Annotated in this window: 14 protein-coding genes; 9 read left to right on the top strand and 5 right to left on the bottom strand. The window is 57.8% G+C overall.

The genetic code is table 11. The features are described from left to right. The first annotated feature begins 132 nt into the window (after window positions 1-132). Together SH661x_RS22365 and SH661x_RS22360 are read left to right on the top strand one after the other, a co-directional pair. Window positions 133-1,647: an efflux RND transporter periplasmic adaptor subunit gene (locus SH661x_RS22365; protein WP_437226223.1), complete on the top strand. Its 1,515-nt coding sequence runs from the start codon at window positions 133-135 to the stop codon at window positions 1,645-1,647. A 73-nt stretch (window positions 1,648-1,720) separates the two neighbouring features. Then, window positions 1,721-4,843, top strand: a complete 3,123-nt coding sequence (locus SH661x_RS22360) for an efflux RND transporter permease subunit (protein ID WP_437226221.1) — start codon at window positions 1,721-1,723, stop codon at window positions 4,841-4,843. Between the two features lie 175 nt (window positions 4,844-5,018). On the opposite strand, the gene SH661x_RS22355 is transcribed toward SH661x_RS22360, so the two are convergent. Together SH661x_RS22355 and gmk are read right to left on the bottom strand one after the other, a co-directional pair. After that, window positions 5,019-5,285 (bottom strand): DNA-directed RNA polymerase subunit omega, encoded by a 267-nt coding sequence (locus SH661x_RS22355; protein WP_437226219.1) that lies wholly within the window; start codon window positions 5,283-5,285, stop codon window positions 5,019-5,021. Then, window positions 5,275-5,844, bottom strand: coding sequence for a guanylate kinase (gene gmk / locus SH661x_RS22350; protein ID WP_437226217.1), 570 nt, complete (start codon window positions 5,842-5,844; stop codon window positions 5,275-5,277). The genes SH661x_RS22355 and gmk overlap by 11 nt, the downstream gene beginning before the upstream one ends. Before the next feature lie 284 nt (window positions 5,845-6,128). On the opposite strand from gmk, the gene SH661x_RS22345 reads away from it, so the two are divergent. Next, window positions 6,129-7,229, top strand: coding sequence for a hypothetical protein (locus tag SH661x_RS22345; RefSeq protein WP_437226215.1), 1,101 nt, complete (start codon window positions 6,129-6,131; stop codon window positions 7,227-7,229). Window positions 7,230-7,353: 124 nt separating this feature from the next. Beyond that, the gene (locus SH661x_RS22340; protein ID WP_437226213.1) at window positions 7,354-8,661 is read left to right on the top strand and encodes a diphosphate--fructose-6-phosphate 1-phosphotransferase; all 1,308 of its coding nucleotides are present in this window, start codon (window positions 7,354-7,356) and stop codon (window positions 8,659-8,661) included. Window positions 8,662-8,749: 88 nt separating this feature from the next. Here SH661x_RS22340 and SH661x_RS22335 read toward each other — a convergent pair whose 3' ends face one another. Continuing rightward, complete coding sequence (locus SH661x_RS22335) at window positions 8,750-10,036, bottom strand: hypothetical protein (protein WP_437226211.1); 1,287 nt, start codon at window positions 10,034-10,036, stop codon at window positions 8,750-8,752. Window positions 10,037-10,105: 69 nt separating this feature from the next. Then, a complete protein-coding gene (locus tag SH661x_RS22330) occupies window positions 10,106-11,731 on the bottom strand; it encodes a hypothetical protein (protein ID WP_437226209.1) in 1,626 nt (541 codons plus the stop codon). Between the two features lie 337 nt (window positions 11,732-12,068). Here SH661x_RS22330 and SH661x_RS22325 point away from each other — a divergent pair, with 337 nt between their 5' ends. The 5 genes from SH661x_RS22325 to SH661x_RS22305 all read left to right on the top strand — a co-directional run bounded on the left by SH661x_RS22325 (window position 12,069) and on the right by SH661x_RS22305 (window position 19,963). Continuing rightward, window positions 12,069-13,253 carry a glycine C-acetyltransferase gene (locus tag SH661x_RS22325; RefSeq protein WP_437226207.1) on the top strand — a complete coding sequence of 395 codons (1,185 nt, stop codon included), beginning with the start codon at window positions 12,069-12,071 and terminating at the stop codon, window positions 13,251-13,253. Between the two features lie 413 nt (window positions 13,254-13,666). Then, the gene (dusB, locus tag SH661x_RS22320) at window positions 13,667-14,764 is read left to right on the top strand and encodes a tRNA dihydrouridine synthase DusB (protein WP_437226205.1); all 1,098 of its coding nucleotides are present in this window, start codon (window positions 13,667-13,669) and stop codon (window positions 14,762-14,764) included. Between the two features lie 77 nt (window positions 14,765-14,841). Continuing rightward, window positions 14,842-17,394 carry an ATP-dependent helicase HrpB gene (gene hrpB, locus SH661x_RS22315; RefSeq protein ID WP_437226203.1) on the top strand — a complete coding sequence of 851 codons (2,553 nt, stop codon included), beginning with the start codon at window positions 14,842-14,844 and terminating at the stop codon, window positions 17,392-17,394. Between the two features lie 184 nt (window positions 17,395-17,578). Further along, entirely contained in the window at window positions 17,579-18,361 is a 783-nt protein-coding gene (locus SH661x_RS22310; RefSeq protein ID WP_437226201.1) for a methyltransferase domain-containing protein, read from the top strand. Window positions 18,362-18,727: 366 nt separating this feature from the next. Beyond that, on the top strand, window positions 18,728-19,963 hold the full coding sequence (locus tag SH661x_RS22305; RefSeq protein WP_437226199.1) for a type III polyketide synthase: 1,236 nt from the start codon (window positions 18,728-18,730) through the stop codon (window positions 19,961-19,963). Between the two features lie 107 nt (window positions 19,964-20,070). On the opposite strand, the gene SH661x_RS22300 is transcribed toward SH661x_RS22305, so the two are convergent. Then, window positions 20,071-20,946 (bottom strand): menaquinone biosynthetic enzyme MqnA/MqnD family protein, encoded by an 876-nt coding sequence (locus SH661x_RS22300; protein ID WP_437226197.1) that lies wholly within the window; start codon window positions 20,944-20,946, stop codon window positions 20,071-20,073. Between the last annotated feature and the right edge of the window lie 93 nt (window positions 20,947-21,039).

Raw genomic sequence — 21,039 nt, 5'->3', positions numbered from 1 at the left:
CCGGCGAGTCCCCGCGAGTTGCGGCGCTCGGTCGATGACGCCCCGAAGCTCTCTTGAATTCCAACCTCTGATTCGATCCGGACAGTCTCTGCGGAAGAGGCATTCCTGATTGCGCTGTGCTGGAGAACACACATGCCACGCTTTTCCTTCAAAACAATTGCCGTCGCCGGGGTCATTCTGGGGCTGGCAGTGGCGGCTTCATTTCGAATTTATACATTCCAGGGTCATCCGGCTCAGCACACCGTCGAAAAGAAGAACTCGGCGGAAGAGGACCTGCACTCACCGCAGGCAGTCGAACAGGCAGAAACGTCTTCAGAAGATTCTCTGATGGAGCCAATCGAGTTCCCGGAGAAGCTCTGGCCGGCAGCGGGGATTGTGGTGTCGCCGGTCAAGCTCGAGCCGCTTTCGGAAGACTTTCGAGTCACCGGGAAGATCACGCTGAATGAAGAGCGACTGGCTCATGTCTTTCCACTTGTTGAAGGACGTGTCGAAGCGGTGCATGTTCAGCTGGGGCAGCGTGTGAAGAAAGGAGACCCGCTGGTCGTGATTCAGAGCAAGGAAGTTGGAGCCCGAATGCTGCAGCTCTTTCAGGACCGCCTGCGACTTTCCTTTGCGGAAACCAAAAACGAATGGACCAAGAATGTCGGTGCCAACACGCTGGCGCTCATTGAAGAAATTCGAGCGGGTGCTGAGATTGAGGAGATCGAAAAGAAGTTCAAGGCTCGACCGATGGGAAACTATCGTGAGAAGCTGATGACCGCGTATGTCGCCCTTTACAAAGCGAGAATCCATCTCGATCGACTCTCTCCACTTTCTAAGGAGGGGGCTGTGGCGGGGCGACAGGTGGTGGAAGCGCAGTCCGATCTGGATGCCTCCAAGGCGGTCTTGGAGTCGTTGCTGGAACAGGTGTCCCAGGATGTCCGGCAGGATATTCAGCTCTCGGATCAAGCTGTGGAAGAAGCCCGCGCGAGTGCCACAATCGCGGAAGCAAACCTTCGAATCCTTGGCTACACCAATGACGATCTGAATCGAATCGATCCGGTCCAGCAGGGAGACACTCTGGCCCATTACGTGATTACAGCTCCCTTTGACGGAACGGTCATTTCGAAGGATGTCGTCCTCATGGAGCGGGTCGGTCCGGACCGTCAGATCCTGACAATTGCCGATCTCTCCTCGGTCTGGGTGACGGGGGACATTTTTGAATCTCAGCTTCCGCTGCTTGCTCAGTTGCGGGACAAGACGGTCGACGTCTCCAGTAACACGTTCCCGCAGAAGTCGCTCCCCGCCCGAATCTTCTACACAGGCGATGTGGTCGAAGAAGCAACTCGAACGTTGGCACTCAGAGCTGTTGCAGAAAACGGTGATGGGCTGCTGAAGCCGGGGATGTTCGTCACGGTCAAGCTGCCGGGGCTTCAGCTTTCCAATGTGCTGCAGGTCCCTGCGACGGCCGTGCAGGACCATGAAGGGAAGTCGTTCGTTTTTGTTCAGACGGGGGATGCGAAGTTCCAGCGGAAAGATGTCACGGTCGGTCGTCGCAACCGCGAATCGGTGGAAGTTCTTGAAGGAATCGGCATCAGCGACCGTATTGTCACACAGGGTGGTTTCGCCCTGAAATCCAAAATGCTTGCCGGTCTTCTTGAGGAATAAGCTGCTTCCGGAATTCCCCTGCCGATCCATTCATTGATCTCGATCCCGCCTGCAGAGTTGAGAAAGTTCCCCGATGGTCAAACACATCATCGACTGGTCACTTGAGAATCGCTTCATTGTCATTCTGATGGCCATTGTGCTCATGGGAGTGGGAGTCTATTCGGCGTCCACGCTGCCGCTGGATGCGGTGCCGGACCTCACGAATGTGCAGGTGCAGATCCTGACGACCTCGCCTGCACTGGGACCGGTCGAAGTGGAACAGTTCATCACGTTCCCGGTTGAGAACGCGATGAGCGGTCTGCCGGGCGTCGAAGAAATCCGGTCGATCAGTCGCTTCGGATTGTCAGCGGTGACTGTCGCCTTTCAGGACGGGATCGACATCTACTGGGCGAGAAACCTGATCGGCGAACGTCTGCAGCAGGCGCGGGACAATATTCCAGCGGGAATGGGAACGCCGCAGATGGGCCCGATCGCGACCGGGATGAGTGAGATTTATCAGTTCGAAGTCCGCGCCAGGCCGGGATACCACTTCTCGCTGATGGATCTGCGAACGATTCTTGACTGGCAGATCGCCTTTCAGCTTCGCAGCGTCCCGGGAGTGATTGAAGTCAACACGTTCGGCGGTGAGCTGAAGACCTATGAAGTCCAGATCGACCCGGACAAACTGCTGCATTTCGATATCAGTCTGAGCACCGTCTTCAACGCCCTGCAGCAGAACAATTCCAACGCGGGGGGCGGCTATCTCGTTCACGGAGCAGAACAGCGGGTGATTCGCGGTGAAGGACTGGTCAGCTCGCTGGACGATATTCGACGCATCGTCCTCGCCAGTCGGAACGACGGGACCGCCATTCGTGTTTCGGACATTGGAACAGTTGCCTTTGCTCCCATGCTGCGGCAGGGGGCTGTCACTCGCGATGGTGATCGTGAAGCGGTGACCGGGATGGTGATGATGCTGATGGGGGGAAACTCCCGGCAGGTGGTCGCTGATGTGAAAGCGAAGATCAAGCAGATCGAAGTAACTCTCCCCAAGGGGGTCTACATCGACACCTTCTATGATCGGACAGAACTCGTCATGAAGACGATTCACACAATCGCCGAGAATATCGGCGTTGGCGTCGTGCTGGTGATCGTCATGCTCTTTCTGCTGCTGGGAGATGTGCGCGCGGGATTGATTGTGGCAGCTGCGATTCCTCTGTCCGCGATGTGTGCCCTCATCTCGATGAAATGGGCGGGAGTTTCGGCCAACCTGATGAGTCTGGGGGCCGTCGACTTCGGAGTGATCGTCGACGGTGCGGTTGTGATGATTGAAAATGCGGTCCGGACAGCAACTCGCTATCAGCAGACACATGGTGGGGGGCGGATTCCGAAGTCCGTATTCAAGGAGTCGGCGAAGGAGGTCGGAACGCCCATTCTGTTCGCGGGAATCATCGTCATTATCGTGTTCCTGCCGATTCTCAGTCTGCAGGGGGTGGAGGGGAAGATGTTCCGCCCCATGGCGTTCACATTCATGTCCGCCCTGACCGGGGCATTGATTTTGTCCATTACAGTGATGCCGGTGATGGCGTCGCTGTTTCTGGCCCGTCGGGTCAGTTCGAAAGAGACGTTTCTTGTCCGCTGGCTGAAATGGGGTTATCAGCCGCTACTCAACTTTGCGATGTCGCGTCCCGTTCTGATGATTGGTTCGGCAGTCGGCGTGTTCTTGGTCAGCGTTTATGTTGCCTTGGGGTTCGGAGTCGAGTTCGTTCCGAAACTGGATGAAGGGGACCTTGCCGTGCAGGCGATCCGGCTTCCCAGCGTCTCCCTGGAAACCTCTGTGGAGATGACGAAAGCGATCGAACGAACCTTGCTGAAGTTTCCGGAAGTGGAGAGCGTCATTTCCAAGACGGGACGTCCTGAAATCGCGAACGATCCGATGGGGGTCAATCAGACTGACATTCTGATTCGAATGAAACCCACTCATGGCGGGCACAGCAGGCCGAAGTCAGAGTTGATTGAAGCGATGCAGGCGGCGCTGGAGGAATCCGTTCCGAGTAACTCGTTCAGCTTCACACAGCCGATCGAGCTGCGGGTACAGGAGCTGGTGGCGGGAGTCCGCTCGGATGTCGGACTCAGCCTGTACGGGGACGATCTGGGCGTTCTGAAAGAAACCGGGGACCGGATTGTGCGGGCACTCAGCCAGGTTGCCGGCTCCGCCGACGTGCAGGCTCAGCAGATCAGCGGGCTTCCCTATCTGCGGGTGATTGTCGATCGTGACGCGATCTCCCGCTACGGCATCAACTCCAGCGATGTTCTCAACGTGATCAGCACCATCGGTGGGCAGCCGCTGGGAGAAGTCTTCGAAGGTCAACGACGATTCCCCATGCAGGTGCGGCTCACTCCCAATTGGCGCGAGGAGATTGAGCAGATCAAGAACCTCAAAATCGATGACCCTCTCGGACGCCAGATCCCGATTTCACAGCTCGCAGAGATTGTGAGCGAAGACGGTCCGTCGGAAATCAGTCGCGACTCACTGCGACGACGCCTGCTCATTCAGTGCAATGTGCGGGGACGCGATCTCGGGGGATTCGTCGCACAGGCTCAGGAGGTTGTTGCACAGCAGGTGCCGCTCCCAGAAGGCTATTCACTCTCCTGGGGCGGGCAGTTTCAGAATCTTCAGGAAGCGAGTGCCCGGTTGATGATTGCCGTTCCGGTGGCGTTGTTCCTGATCTTTTCGCTGCTCTACATGACCTTCAACTCAGTGAAGCTCGCACTCCTGATTTATCTCAACGTTCCGATCGCTGCGACCGGAGGGATCTTTGCATTGTGGCTGAGGGGGATGCCGTTCTCGATCTCGGCCGGTGTTGGATTCATCGCGCTGTTCGGGATCGCTGTGATGAACGGGGTGGTGCTCATTGAGCATGTCCGCCACCTGCGTGAACACGGTCACGCGGTGTTTTCGGCCGTGACAACGGGAGCGATGGACCGACTTCGTCCGGTCTTCATGACTGCCATGTGCGGAGCTCTTGGCTTCATTCCGATGGCAGTTTCCGGCAGCGCGGGTGCGGAGGTGCAACGACCTTTGGCCACCGTGGTGATCGGCGGACTGATCACCTGCACGATTTTGACTCTGCTCGTGCTCCCCGCGATCTATCGCTGGTTTGATACAGAACCGCAGACTGATGAACAGCAGCCACTCCCATCAGGTGTGACACATTGATGGAGGCTGATCACATGAAGTAGGGTCCGCTGTGCGGACCGCAGCACGGTGAAGAATGGTCCGCACAGCGGACCCTACATAAATCACCGCACCTCAGAACGGACCGGCACCGATAAATGCGATTAGCCACACATTTCAAGTGTGTGGCTAATGGTCCATTTGAATCCGATTCGAACTAGTCCAGATCCGGACCGTCTTCCATCAGCCGGTCCAGGCTGGGAGCGTTGTCCTTGGCGATGATCACGTTCTGGGATGCATCCAGGTAGATCTTGTCGGTCAGGATTTCTTCGATGACGGTAGCCATGCTGGGCTTGCCCTGAGTCTCGACCAGCGGCGGCGAACCACGATTCAGCTGCACGAGGCGCTTCTGAATGAGAGTCGACAACTTGAATCGTCCGCCCACTTTTTTGGCCAGACTATCTTCTTTAAGCTCATTGAGCATGCAATTCAGCCTCCCTCGACGCGAGTAACTGGCGAACGGTGTCGACAGCCCGGTCGAGATGATCGTTGATCACCCGATGTTGATAGCGAGCCGAATATTGTAGCTCTTCCCGCGCCGTCCGCAACCTCCGCTGAATCACTTCCTCCGTCTCGGTGCCCCGGCTCCGCAGCCGACGCTCATATTCCTCAATCGAAGGCGTCTCGAGAAAAACGGAAATGGCGTCCGGGTACAGGTCCATGACGTTCAGGGCTCCCTCGACGTCAATTTCCAGCAACACCCACTTCTTGGCTGCCTGGATCCGCTGAATTTCGGAGCCGAGCGTGCCGTAAAGGTGTCCGCTGCGATGGACTTCCGCCCATTCGATGAAGTCGCCGCGGGTCCGTCTGCGTTCGAATTCTTCCCGCGTCAGGAAGTAATAATCCCGGCCGTCAACTTCGTTGGGACGTGGCGGACGGGTAGTTGCGGAGACAGACATCTCCAGTTCCACTGGAGCCGATTCCAGCAGTTTTTTGACAATTGTTGTTTTTCCCGCCCCTGCCGGGCCGGAAAGAATCAACATCCGGGGGCTCACAGGCGAATTTGCTTCAGACATTTGTATCGGAAGGGCTGGACGGGATAGGCTGCTTTTCAACCGCAGACTTTATCGATTCGAGATTCACATTCCAAGTGGCGGATTTCGCGACGCGAAGAGGATCCATGCAATCTCTCCAGAAGCGAAACGAAAACTCAGCGAGCGGGAGACGTCAGTCTCCCGATAGATTCAGGTCGCACCACTTCACAATCCTCGCTGCATTTTTGCTTCTCCATTCATCATTCGCCCACGCTGGGGATCCGCCGAAATTCGTGACGGGGATAGACTTTACGAAACAGCTGAACCGCCCGCTGCTCATCAATCGTGACTTTGTCCCGCTCAGGACGATCGCGGGGCAACTCGCTGAAGCCCGGCAGATTTCCATCCTGCTGGACCGTCGCATCGACCCTGAACGACTCGTTCTGGTCGACCTTCAGGCCCCGTTCTTTGACTCCGGCATTGCTTCCCTGGTGGCGGATGTCCCAGCAGGGGCCGTCGTCGCGGGCGACACGGTTTTCATCACGACTCCCGATTCCGCCCGGACATTACGAACCCGCGTGGCACTTGCGGAACGGAGTCTCCAGGAACTCCCCAAGGCAGATCTCTCCCGCCAGCTGGAGCTGTCCCGAAAAGTGTCCGTCCAATGGCCCGACCTTTCTTCCCCCCGTCAGATTCTGTCGGATTTCGCAACGCGGTTTGAAATCACGATCGAGAATCCTGAGGCGATCCCCTATGACCTGTGGGCCGCGGGAACCATTGCTCACGCCAATTTCGTCACCGGGGCCCTGCTGATCGCCTCACAGTACGAACTCGACCTGGATTGGATCGACACACATCGAATTCGCTTGATCCCGCAAGGCGCGCATCCCCAAATCGAGCAGGAGCATGTCTTTCGCGGGCGAACGAAACAGCAGGTCAGCCAGCTGCTTGAAGAGAAATTTCCTGAGCTGAATTTGCAGATGCTCTCTGATCGTTTGCGGGTGACCGGGCTGCTGGAGCAGCAGGAAGAGATCGCGGTTCTTCTGGGAAATCGGGCTCCGCGAAAGGCCGCTGCGCCCGTCGTCGCAACCTCGCTGGCGAACCGCCGATTCACACTCCGCATGCAAAATCGGCCATTTTCTGAACTGATCGATCTACTCGAGAAGCAGGGGATCCATTTCGTACGCAACGAACAGCTGCTTTCGGATGCAGAGATCAACCTGAATCAGCAGATCTCGCTGGAACTTCAGGAAGCGACAATCCAGAAACTGCTGACCGACGCCTGTACACCGCTGGGCCTGATTTACCAGATCGACGGGACGAATATTGAGCTGTTGCCGGCAAATCGCGCCCCCTCTGAACAGAAGGCGCCGGGGAATTTCGGTGTTGACTGATTCAATTCGAAAACAAGATCTTCTAAGATGCCCGCCAGCTGCAATTTCGCCTGTTTCATGCGAAAGCGAATGTTGACGGTAGGTTCGGACTCACTTTTTCAATACCTGTAAAAAACGAAATCCCATGCCGAAGAACATGATCGTCGCCCAGTCGGGTGGCCCCAGTCCCGTCATCAACAACACACTCCGCGGGCTCGTCGAGACTGCCAAACAGATGGACGAGATCGGCACCGTCTACGCCGGCTGGCATGGCATCGAAGGGGTGCTCAAAGAGGAGCTGCTGAATCTGACCGATCAGTGCCCGCAGGAAATTGCCCTGCTCCGCACGACTCCGGCTGCCGGCTCCATCGGCACCTGCCGGTACAAGCTGAAAGAAAAGCAGACTGAAGATTTCGACCGGATCATGGAGATCTTCAAGGCCCATAACATCGGGTACTTCTGCTACATCGGCGGAAACGACTCCATGGACACCGCCAACAAAGTGGCGAACATGGCCCGCGAACGAGGGCTCGACGTCTGCGGGATCGGCGGTCCGAAGACCATCGACAATGACGTCGGCGACAGCGAGTTCAAACTCGTTGACCACACCCCCGGTTACGGTTCAACAGCACGCTACTGGACGCACTACGTTCAGCACTCCAACGAAGAAAACAACGGTTCCTGCCCGGCCGATCCCGTTCTGGTGATGCAGGCGATGGGCCGCAAGATCGGCTACATCCCTGCCGCTGCCCGACTGGCCGACCCCAAGCGGGAAATGCCGCTGCAGATTTACCTCGCTGAGCGGAAAGTTTCGATCGATCAGATCTTCGAAAACGTCAATCGGAGTCTGAAGGAACACGGCCGCGCCATGGTCGTCGTCAGCGAAGGTCTCGAGATTGAAGGGCTGAAGATTCCTGAAGAGTTCATCGTCCGTGACTCCTTCGGGCACGCGATGCTCTCTTCCAGCAAGATCACCGTCGCCCAGATGCTGACCAATGCTCTCAACGAGCAGAAGCTTCCGGTGAAGGGGGCGGCCCGTTGTAACGTTCCCGGCACGCACCAGCGGAATGACATGGCTTACGCCAGCACCGTTGACCTCGAAGAGTCTTATTACGTCGGACAGAAGGCAGCCCTGCTGGCTGGTGCCGGCGAACATGGTTACATGGCGACCATTCTTCGCGGAGACTGGAACAACTATCGCCCGGTGTACGATAAAGCTCCGCTGTCGGAAGTGGCTGAGAAAGATCGCCATTTCCCCAGCGAGTGGATCAGCAAGTGCGGCACGGACGTGACCGATGAATTCGTCAAATACGCCCGCCCGCTGATCGGAGATGACTGGGTCAGCGTTCCGCTGATCGACGGTCGTGTCCGTCTGGCGAAGCTGAACACGAGCAAAGAAATGTTCGCGACACAGAAGCTTCCCAAGTACATTCCGCAAACTGATCGCAAGTAGCGAGCTCAATCAAAAAAGCCGCACTCGAAATGGGTGCGGCTTTTTTTTGTTGGTCAACAGCGGAGGCAACGTTTCAGAGCCAGCAGCTTTAATGGGCTGCCGCTTCAGGTGAAGCAGACTCGGTTGCCTGGGCGGGTTCCGTCTCTTCGCTGGGATCGTACGGATGCGTGCTTTCCCATTGCCGCCAGTAATCGGCGGGCCGGACCTGTCGCCAGTTACACAGCGCTGCTCCGACGTGGCTGTAGAAGGTGAACGACTTCTTGATTTCCGACTTCGGCTGTTTGACGGTGGTGGCGATCACCCAGTCGATTGCTTTCTTGAGCTGTTCATCGGGAACCAGCAGTTCTTTGGGTGCGATCGACATCCATTCCAGGTGATGTCCGGTGGCAATGACCCGTCGGTATTCGGGATCATCAATCGGATTTTCGAGGGCCAGTTTCCCTTCCGGCCAGTTGGTGGGCCAATGTCCATCTTCGAACTGCGAAGCCATGATCGCATCCCGAACCCCTTCGAGGTAGCTGTAGACCACCGTGCGGGTTTCAGGCTTAAGGATGTGGAATTCATCATCCAGCCGGATCAGGAGCATGAGTGAATAAACACGGTGAGTACCGGCGCACACACCCAGAGTTCGTTCCCCCCGCATGAGTCGGTCGGCGAGCAGATCGAAGGAGTAGTGGCGTCCTTCGGAGCCAACCCATTCATGCTCGGGGCAGATCCAGAGCCCGAAGGCCATGGCGGTCCACTCGGTCTCGCGCTCATCCAGTCGGAAGTCGCGCAGCGATTCCTGCAGCACGTCATAAAGTGTCGCATTTCTGCGGGAAGGGCCGTACACAGGGGTGTCGAGCGGGGCGTTGGCTTCGGTCACGCAGGCGAGCAGGTGGTCATGATGATAGGAAGCTCCGGTGTCGGTTCCCCAGTGAATACCGATGCCGTGCGGACGTTCCTGCAGCAGCGGCTGAATCTTTTTTCCCCAGGAGTCGACAAAGCGGGCTGTGTCCGTGAGGAACGCCAGCATGTCCTTCCCGGAGACCGCGTTGGGGTTCTGGAAGGTGGCATCCACCCCCCATGTGCGGAGTGCGTGCTCAACAAAGTTCGGCTTCATCTCGTTCCGGTCGAAGATCGGCTGAATCTGTTTAAGCACCGCTCCCAGGTCGTCATCGGAAATCAGATCCGGGCGGTTGTATGGCTTGGAAATCTGAATCGGCAGATTGCGAGTGACCGGAACTGGCGTGAACAGTTCGCCTTTTGACAGAGGCAATTCATGTCGCACCATGCTGCGGGCTTCGGGAGTTGCCAGCAGGAACGCTGCTCCGAAGCCGCCGACGACCACCACCTGCACAGCGGCGAACAGTTTCCAGGAATATCGTGTCTTCATAATTCACGTACGGTGATCAGAGAGTGGGAATAAAAGAAAGATGCCGCCAGAGTCTTGTTCGTTCGGTCGTTACTCAATCGGTTTCTTGCGAACGAATACGGCCCCCTTGGCGTCGGAATACTTCTTTTCCCACGTGGTGAGTTTTTCCATTCCTTTAATCAGGTCGCTGCGGTTCTGAAAATCGACCACGACGGTATTCGCACCATAGCGGTCGAGGCGGTCTTCCCACCCTGCAGCGGTATGCACGATCGACATGTAGTCGTTCCACACTTCTTCAGGAACGAGATGGGCGTGTGAGTTCACGAAGACCCGCATGTCCTTCGGGCCCGCCCACTGCAGGTAATCGCCCCACTCGTAGGTGTTGAAGACCAGTCCCTTGGGGGGATGGCGATTGAGATAGTCGGTGATGTCGATAGGAGTGAGAGGGGAAACGCTTCCGCGGAATTTCTTCTCCACCTGTCGCGGGTCCTTCGGACGTCCGTGAACGACAGTGATTCCAAATGGGGTGTAGGCAAACGCGATCCAGGCAATCCCCAGCGTGACCACGGTCCAGAGTCCGCCGGATCTCGAAACGGTTGTTGTTGGACCACGCCAGTGTTTCAAGGTGGCAGCGGCGTGCAGTCCCAGATAGTACGCTGCGACGGGAGCCCACCAGGTGATCATCCGGCTGTGCCAGAGCATTCCCACGCCCAGTCCGCACAGCAGCAACACTTCGCGCATCGTGACGCGACGCGGACTCACGCGGTAAAGTGCGATCAGGGCCAGTGCGATGCAGAAGGCGGCTTGTCCCTGTTTCATTCGCAGGGTGAGTGGATCCCATTCAATCAGCGATTGCAGATTCACATTCCGCGAGACCGCGAAGACTTCGGAATAGGCGGCCACTCCGTACGGGTTCAGCAGGATCGCCACCAGCGACAGTTCCAGTGACAGCACAAGGCCCCGCATACCCCGTTCGGCGAAGAGGTATCTCCAGTTGCGGGTGCGTCGCAGGATGTCGAGCCCTCGTCCGACGATCAGTGCGCCCAGCATCAGAATGCCGACCACAAACGATCCATGCACATTCGCCCAGAGAGCAAACGTCAAGGGAATGGCAGCGACATACCAGTTTCGCCAGCGTGCTGATGTGGCCATCATGAAGACCGCTGTGAAGCAGACCAGGCCCGCCAGTTGTGGCCGCACCACCAGCAGTTGCTGATAACTTCCCCAGTAGTAGGCAGCGAGCGTCAACAGCGCGGCCGCGAGGCTTCCGGTCCGTCCGTAAACGCAGAACGTCAGCAGGCCGGCTGCTGTGACGATGAACAGCCCGTTGAGGAACTGAATTCCGGAGACACCGAATGTCTGCATCATCCCGTAGAGGCCGACCTGACTCAGCCAGGGAAGGTCGATGAACGGGATCCCTTTGGCGAGCGGCATGCTCGGTTCCAGCTGCGGCACCGCACGGTTTGCGACAATCCAGCGGCCGTACGACATGTGTCCCCACAGATCCGTATGCCAGACCGGAAGCACATTCGAATAGATGTACAGCACTGACAAGGCCAGCGTCAGCCAGACGATTTTTGGATTCGCCTTCAGCCAGGCGGGTGTGCGGTCCTGCAGCAGGGCCACATTCGGTTGACCATCTTCGGTCAGGTATTTCGTTTCCACCGGAGACTCATGATCAGTTCGGGAATCGACGTCATCGACGATTGTACTCATTATGCCAATCCGACCGCGTGAGAATGCGAAAAACGAGGGTAGGAATCCGAGAAAACGGGAGTTGCGGGCAAAAAGCGACCCCGCCTCCCAGAGCGATTCCCTGTCTCGCTTCAACCTAAGCCGCGCCTCCGAGCATTGTCGATGCGGTTGTATAAAGTGTGGTGAGAAATGCGAACGGGCTGGCACCCGCGTGCCGGTTGTACCTGATTCACCACTTGTTCCTGAGTGAGGCGAAATGGCAACGGGGGGTGGCCGGACTACTGATTGACAAGGTAAACTACACTTCCGGTCCTGAACTGAGAGTCCAGTTTCATCTTGCGGCCTTTGGAGCGATGTCATGCACGCACGTTTTGAAGAGCATCTCCAGCAGCAGATCGAGCACGTTCGCGAACAGGGGCTGGAAAAGACCGAACGCATTCTTCAGAGTCCGCAGAATGCACGTGTGGAAGTCCCCGGGGGGCAGAACGTTCTGAATCTCTGTGCGAACAACTACCTGGGTCTGGCGGACCATCCCGAGATCGTGAAGGCAGCTGCTGAGGCCCTGTGGGAGTGGGGATTCGGAATGGCTTCGGTGAGGTTCATCTGTGGAACTCAGCAGATTCACCGTGACCTCGAAACGTCTCTCAGCGACTTCCTCGAGACGCAGGAGACAATTCTGTATTCGTCCTGTTTCGATGCCAATGGAGGACTCTTCGAGACCATCCTCTCCGAGGAGGACGCCATCATCTCCGACGAGTTGAATCATGCGAGCATCATTGACGGAATTCGTCTGTGTAAGGCCCGACGGGCTCGTTACAGGAACAACGATATGTCGGACCTGGAGGCGAAGTTGCAGGAGATGAAAGACGCCCGCTTTCGTCTCATTGCCACAGACGGCGTCTTCTCCATGGACGGCATTCTCGCCAACCTCCCCGCCATCTGCGAACTCGCTGATCGTTACGACGCCATGGTGATGGTCGATGATTCCCATGCTGTCGGTTTCACTGGCCCGACGGGGGCGGGGACTCCCGAGCACTTCGGAGTCAGCAACCGGATCGACATTCTCACAGGGACTCTGGGGAAAGCACTTGGCGGGGCCAGCGGTGGGTACACATCCGGCCGAAAGCCAATCATCGACTGGCTGCGACAGCGCTCCCGACCGTACCTGTTCTCGAACTCGCTTGCCCCCAGCATCGTCGCAGCAGCCTTGAAGGCGATTGATCTGCTTTCGACGGGGGATGCCCTGCGGGTGCGGCTTCGAGAGAATACAGTCTTCTTTCGGGAAGAGATTCAGAAGCTGGGCTTCACGATCGTCCCGGGTGAGCATCCGATCATTCCGATCATGCTGGGCGATGCCGCCCTGGCAACCCGGATGTCCAACGCTCTGCTCGAGCGAGGAGTTTATGTGGTCGGGTTTTCGTTCCCGGTGGTGCCGCAGGGGAAAGCCCGGATCCGCACGCAGATGTCAGCTGCTCACACCCGGGATGACCTTCAGTTCGCTCTGGAACAGTTTGCCACTGTGAAGCAGGAACTGGGGATTTAGAGTAAAGCCGGTGAGGAGAGGAACCGCGAATCGGGCGAATGCAGCGAAATGAGCCTCGCGCCGCGACGCTGAGTCGCAGAGAAGGAGTCCGCAGAGTTTCACTCAATCCACTCCATCTTCCTCCGCGTCCCTGCGTCTCTGCGAGATCACTTTTTTGAGTCAGCGGAGACAGAAAAATGACGGGGAGATGAGACTTCGTGACCAAAGGATTCGGCAAATGAATGAGGATTCGCTAGATTCGCATCATTCGCGGTTTTGTCCATGACTGCTTTTGGTATGGCCTCGCTTCCTTTTCCCTGACGTCAAAATATTCAGGCAGAGGCTCGCGAGTGTACATTTGTTTCGAGCTTTTCATCTTTGAATGGACATTCAGTCAAATTCAGCGAGATTTCGTCTTTAAGTGAGTTTGTGATTTGATTCAGCCGTTCTCATCGCAGTCGACGCCGACACCTGCAGCGCCCCTTCCGCTGAAGTTCGGGACGCTGGAGTTGCCTTCGCGTTACCTGCTTTCTCCTTTGGCTGGGTTTACGAACCTTCCCTTCCGTCGTGTCTGCCGTGAGATTGGTGGAGTCGGCCTTTGCACGACCGATCTGGTGAGTGCACGAGGACTGCTGGAACGCACTGCCAAGTCACTCCAGCTGATCGAAACCTGCGAGGCTGATACTCCGTTCTCGGTGCAGATCTTCGGCCCCGACCCCAAGGAAATGAGCGACGCTGCCCGGTTTCTTCAGGAATACGGAGCCGATTCCGTCGACATCAACATGGGATGTCCCGTCGCCCGCATCACGGGAAACGGGGCCGGCTCAGCCATGATGTGTTCCACGGACAGCACCCTGCAGCTGGTGCAGTCCGTCGTTGAAGCGGTCACGATTCCCGTGACCGTGAAGATGCGGCTGGGCTGGGATGAAACACAGCTGACGGCTCCCTTCTTTGCCAGAGAATTCGAACAGGCCGGTGTCGCAGCTGTCGCGATTCACGGACGAACCCGCGAGCAAGGTTTCTCGGGAGTCGTCAATCGTGACGGAATCCGTCAGGTCGTTGAAGCGGTGCAGCGAATTCCCGTCATCGGCAACGGAGACATCCGGAACATTGCGGATGCGGAGACGATGTTCCGCGAGACCGGTTGTCAGGGGATCTCCATTGGTCGGGGGGCGCTGGCAAATCCCTGGATCTTCCGACAGCTGGTCGAATGGGAGACGACGGGACAGGCCCGACCGCCGGGGAACTTCGAAGAGCGACTGGAATTGATGATGCGGCAGTTTCAGTACCTCGAAGCGCAGGTGGGTGAAGAACGTGCCATTCGCATGTTTCGCAAGATGGGGCACTGGTACCTGAAGGCGATGCGTGTTCACAAGACGCTCAGACATCAGTTTCAGCTGGCAAACAATCGAACGGAAATCGACGTCGCCATCGAACAGATCCGGCTCGAGGGGCCCACCAGCGGTGATCGCACCGGACTTCTCCCTGACATGCACGTCCCGGTCCCCGGCGGGCCGGTCGAACGCTGGTAGTGAAGTGGAGACGCTCTTTTCAGAAAGAGTTTTCCCTTCTGGTCGGGCCCAGCCATTTCACATTCACAAAGCCAGACATGTCTTCTTCCGAACTCAGCGAACTCCCGATTGACGCCGTCCTGCCGGAACTCCTCTCTGAGCTGGAGAGTTGTGGGAAAGTGGTTCTGCGTGCACCGACGGGAGCCGGGAAAACGACTCGCGTCCCCCCCGCAATTCTGGACAAGGGGATTGCTGGCAGTGGAAGAATCATCATGCTCGAGCCGCGTCGTATCGCAGCGAGGGCAGCAGCAGCCCGCATTGCACGCGAACAGGGGACAGTGCTCGGGCGGGAAGTCGGATATCAGGTCCGGTTCGATTCGAAGTTCTGTCGCGACACCCGAATTCTTGTTGTCACGGAAGGTGTCCTGCTGCGTCAGCTTCAGCTCGATCCCTTTCTGGATGGGGTGAGCGTCGTTGTGTTCGACGAGTTTCATGAACGCAATCTCGCCAGTGACCTCGCGCTGGGGATGGTCCGCCGCATTCAGCAGACGGTTCGTCCGGATCTGAAGATCGTCGTGATGTCGGCCACGCTCGATCCCGGCCCGATCGCGGCTTACCTCAACGACGCTGCTGTCGTCGAAAGCCTGGGACGCTCTTATCCGGTTGAAATCGAGTATCTCAAGCAGCGGGACACCCGGAATATTGTCGAAGCTGCGGTGTGGGGCGTGCATCAGGTCTTTCCACGCACCAAGGGACATCTGCTGGTGTTCCTTCCGGGAGTCGGTGAGATTCATAAAACGCGGAGTGAGCTGGAAGACTACGCTCACAGGGAGAAGGCCCAGCTGCTTCCGCTCTATGGAGACCTTCCCCCCGAAGCACAGGATCAGGTGCTCGCTCCCAGCCAGCAGCGGAAGATCGTCCTCGCGACGAATGTTGCTGAGACTTCGGTGACAATTGCGGGAGTGACAGCGGTCATCGACACCGGCGTGGCCCGCATTCTCCGCTACGACCCGCAGACGGGACTCGATCGGCTGGAGCTGGAGCCAATTTCACAGGCGTCTGCCGATCAGCGGGCCGGACGTGCGGGACGAACTCAGGCGGGCATCTGTCTGCGTCTGTGGGATGAGAAATCGCACCGCTTGCGGTCGGAGCAGACCGATCCCGAAATTCGTCGGGTCGACCTGACAGGACCCGTGCTGCAGTTGAAGAGCTGGGGGGAAGGGGACATCCTGGCCTTTCCGTGGTTCGAGGCTCCACGCGGCGAGGCTGTCGAACGTGCCCAGCTGTTGCTGGAGCGACTGGGAGCATGTTCAGAGTCTGGCGAAGTGACTGCACTTGGTCGATCGATGGTCGAACTCCCCGTTCACCCTCGCATCGCCCGGATGTTGCTGGCCGGCCATGCTGCTGGCGAATCTCGTCGGGCTGCCTGGTTGGCGGCACTGCTCGAAGAACGTGACCCGTTCTTTCGTTCCCGTCAGGGCCATCACTCGCGAGTTCCCCCTCCCACTGTTCTGACGCACCATTCGCAGTCCGATGTGCTCGACCGTCTGTCTGCGCTGGAAGAATCGGAACGAAGCGGACACACCGAGTTCCCCTGGGGGACGCTCAATCGGGGAGCGGCGCGGCAGATCGGACGGGTGCGAGACCAGTTGCAGCAGCTGTTACGCGATGTGAAACTGTCCGATCCACCGACTGAAAATCTCTCTTCGGATGAAGTGTTGATGCGGGCGCTGGTCGCTGCATTTCCAGATCGGGTCGCGAAGCGTCGGGCGGTCGGAAGCGACAAAGGTCTGATGGTCGGAGGGCGTGGGGTGAAGCTCGCTCCACAGTCCTCGGTGCGGACCGGGGACCTGTTCCTTTGCGTGGATGTCGATGCTGGCCAGACGGATGCCCTGGTTCGTCAGGCATCGGCAGTCGAACCAGACTGGCTGCCGGAGTCCAATTGCCGAAGCGTGACGGAACACTTCTTTCATCCGACTCAGAAACAGGTCGTCGCCCGCAGGCGGGAATATTTCGCGGACCTGATCCTCGCCGAGTCGCCCGCTGCATTGCCGGATGGAGATGCAGCAGCGGAACTGCTCTTCAAAGAGGCTGTGTCGGCCTGGAACCAGGTTTTTCCCGCAGACGATGAGACAATCCAGGGATATCTGCAGCGGGTCCGCTCACTCTCCGAATGGATGCCGGATCTGGAACTTCCCGCGTTCGATTCGGCTCAGCTTCATCAAGCCTTGAGGAACCTGTGTACGGGCCTCAGGTCCTTTGCCGAGCTGAAGAAAGCAGACTGGTTGATTGAACTGCAGTCGTTGTTGACATGGTCCCAGCGGCAGGCGGTCGAGAAGGAGGCTCCCGCATTTTGGCAGGTTCCCAGTGGAAGTCAGATCCGACTGCAGTATGAACTGGGCCGGCCACCCGTTCTCGCAGTGAGAATTCAGGAGATCTTTGGGATGGCTTCCACTCCCAGGATCGCTGGCGGTCGTGTGCGGATCCTCCTGCACCTGCTGGCTCCCAATCGCCAGCCTCAGCAGGTGACGGAAGATCTCGCGAGCTTCTGGGCGAACACTTATCCAGCTGTGCGGAAGGAGATGGCGCGACGTTATCCGCGACACCCTTGGCCGGAAGACCCGCTGACCGCCCCCGCGATTCGGAAGTAGAGCGTTCGGCCGTTAGTGGGCAGTGGGCAGGGGGGCTCTTCACAAATTCCTGTTTTGAGGCGGAATCGGTGTTCTCCCATCAAAGCGGGTTGATTATGCTCCCGTCGTTACCTCTTTTGTGCCGGGGTCGACTTGGGTCGCTCACCTGTGATTTCGGCATCGAATACTGCAAAGGATGCTGCAGATGGCCGGAATGGATTCCCGGGTTCTCGAAGATGAATTGATGGACATGCCCGGCCTGGACGCCGACACGCATATCCAGGCGCTCACCGGCATTGGCCGAGTGAACCGGATCAGCGGCATCGACTCGCTCCTCTGGCGATCACTTTTAAAGTTCCGCTCGCCAGGTGAAACTCGGCCTTTGCGGGTTCTGGATCTGGCGTGCGGAGGTGGCGATGTCAGCATTCGACTGGCCCGGCGGGCCAGACAGGCCGGCATCCCGATGGAGATCGAGGGAGCAGACATCAGCCAGACCGCTGTCGACTTTGCCCGGAGTCAGGCTGAGCAATTTCAACTGGACAATCTGCAGTATTATCAGCACGATGCCCTGCACGATCCGTTCGATGTGACTTATGACGTCGTCATGTCATCCCTGTTCATGCATCACCTGAGTGATCTGCAGGCAGTGCATCTGCTGCGGCGCATGTCGGAAACGGCACAGCGGGGAATCCTTCTGGACGACCTGTGCCGGAGTCGGCTCGGTTATGTTCTTGCCTGGTGCGGAGTCCGGATGCTCACCCGGTCGGCCATGGTCCATTTTGACGGACCGGTTTCCGTGAAAGCGGCCTTCCGGGTCGATGAGGCCCGGCAGATTGCGGCTGAGGCGGGACTGGAAAATATCACCATCCGTCGGCACTGGCCGCAACGGTTCCTCATGACCTGGAAACGTCCGGCGATCCCAGTCGTCCCGGCAACCCATCTGCCCTGCGTCCTCCCGGAGCTGGAAAACGAAGAAGTTCGTCGTTGATGAACGAGAACTGCTTTGAACCGCTGCACGGAATAATTCCGCCAGTTTCCCCATTTGGTGGTCTTTACCGGTTCGGAAACTGCTTCGAGGAAACCTGCGTCTCTTGCGGAATCTAAGTTTGTGATTGAAGCAGTCGCCAGCTACGATAAATTGAACGCTGCTGACGTCATTGGGTTCGCGGTCGATTCGCCAGGGGCGACCTCACAATAACCGTTGGCTCAGTAACGTCATCAGGGGGATGTTCTATTCGGTTGAAGGACCGTTGCTGGATTTTTCTCTGAGCGTAGTGCAGGCCAACCCAACTTCGGGTAGACCATAGAAGGCCGCTCGGATGCGGTCTGTCCAGTGAAAGGCATCGAATCAACAATGGAATTGCCCTTTTCCGAGTCGGCCTCTGCGCACGGTGCGCCAGGCCCGAACGGGTTTCGTACTCCATCCTCTGTCGCCCTCGCAGAGCCGGAGTCCCCTGCGGGTGAACAGCAGCTTCAATCCCGGAAGCAAAAGCAGGCTCGGGTGACCGTTGCACTCGCCGGGATCTCGACAGCTGTCCCGGAACACTCGATTGCTCAGACGGATGCCGCCCAGCTGGCAGCGGAACTGGGGGTCACCAACAAGTACCGGAAGTCTCTCGATACGATGTATCGACTCTCCGGAGTGCAACGCCGTTTCAGTGTGCTTCTTGATTCTTCCGCTGCCGAAGATGTGCAGCAGGCGTTCTATTTCCCGGCAACCAGCCCGGATGATCACGGTCCGTCGACCGCGACCCGCATGGTGAAGTATGAACAGACCGCCGCCGATCTGGCTCTGGAAGCCAGCCGCAAGGCACTGGAGTCTTCCGGAGTTCCTGTCGCAGCTGTCACCCATCTGGTGACCATCTCGTGCAGCGGATTCGCAGCACCGGGGGTGGACCTCGCGCTCATCGATCAGCTGGGTCTTTCACCGGACGTCGAAAGGGCACACGTCGGCTTCATGGGATGTCATGGAGCTCTCAACGGGCTGCGTGTGGCTCGCGGGTGGGCAGCGGCTGACCCGGATGCCTGCGTTCTGGTCTGTGCCGTCGAGCTGTGTTCCCTGCACCATCAGTACACAGAGCACGCCCAGCAACTGGTTGCGAACGCATTGTTCAGCGACGGCGCCTGTGCATTTATAGTGCAGCAGAACAGCCTGGAAGAAACAGACTGCCGGCTTGTGTCTCAGGCTTCCCACGTGATTGCAGAGACCGCTGAGATGATGTCCTGGAAGATTGCCGATCACGGGTTCCAGATGACCCTGTCGCCGAAAGTTCCGGAAGTGATCGTCCAGACGTTGAAGCCCTGGCTGGAAGGCTGGCTGGCGAAATCGAACCTCCGCATCGAAGACATCGGCAGCTGGGCTGTTCATCCCGGAGGCCCTCGTATTCTGGCCGCCACCGCGAAAGCTCTGGAACTTCAGAACAACGCCCTGCAGCACTCCGAGGCGATCCTCGCCAGCCATGGCAACATGTCTTCGCCCACGGTCTTCTTCATCCTGGAACGCATTCGTGCCATGGGAGAAAGTGGACCGACAGTCATGCTGGGATTCGGGCCCGGACTGACGATCGAAGCGGCACTCCTGGAGTGGTAAACGCTTGAAGTAGAATGAGACAGGCCACGCATGAATGATGCGTGGCCTGTCTTTTACCGGTAAAGAAGACTTGATCCTCGCAGCGGGTTCACGCTGCGAACTGAGTTTTACGCAGACTGCGAGGCGACAAGTTCTTCGGACGCTGCGCTGGAAAAGTCTGTGCGAAACGACAGCGGAACTGCTCCGGCGAGTCCATGGGCGGCCGCCAGTTCCTGGAAGAGCCGCAGTCCCATCTGTTCGGCACTTCCCATTGTGAAGTGCAGGTTCTTTGTCAGATAGTTCTTGACCATGTCGACAGGAAGGTTCAGCGACTGTGCTCCCCGCTGGGCAATCTTGTCGATGCGATTCAGGCCGAGGTTTCGGGCCGCATTCAGCTGCTGTGGAATGCCGTCCAGCTGTGAGTCTTTCCGTGCCACCCACATGGCGAACACGAAGGGGAGGCCGGTCCAGTTGACCCACTCTTCACCCAGGTCCCAGACGGTATGAAATTCTCCGGGCTGAGGGGACATTGCCCGATCGCCGATCAGCAGCACAGCATCGGTCGAGGCGTCTTCAATCGTCTTTCCAATGGGCAGTCGCTGAAGCTTGGGCTGCACCCCGAAACGTTCTTCCAGCATGACACGCGCGAGGGCTGCACTTGTCCGCGAACCTTCGTCGAGCGCCAGGGTTTTAACGTCGCCGGGATGCTTGCGGAAGTAGAGTTTCACACTGAAGACCGGACCATGCGTCGCCACGCAGGCATCGGAAACCACTTCATAATCCGGGTCGCAAAATGCTTCGACCGAAGGAATGAGGGCGACATCCAGAGTGGCATGGGCCAAACCATCAGCCAGCCGGCTGGGGTAGTCCAGCAGCACACTCGCCTGGGGGCACAGATCCACCAACCCCTCCACGAGAGGTTTGCTGTTCAAGTACGTGACTGCACCAATGCGAGTCCGCTGGCCGTTTCCATCCATGTGTGAGGCTCGATTGCGATCGATCATTGCAGGAGTTCTCTCAGGGTGATTTCATTATACGGCGGGGAACAGTCGCCGCAAGACAGGACACTTACATGGGAAGCGGCAAATTTGACAGAA

The sequence above is a fragment of the Planctomicrobium stercoris genome, from assembly GCF_051465655.1.
Taxonomy (GTDB): domain Bacteria; phylum Planctomycetota; class Planctomycetia; order Planctomycetales; family Planctomycetaceae; genus Planctomicrobium.
The sequence above is the reverse complement of the archived record's forward strand: the minus strand, read 5'-3'. Positions and strand labels throughout refer to the sequence as shown.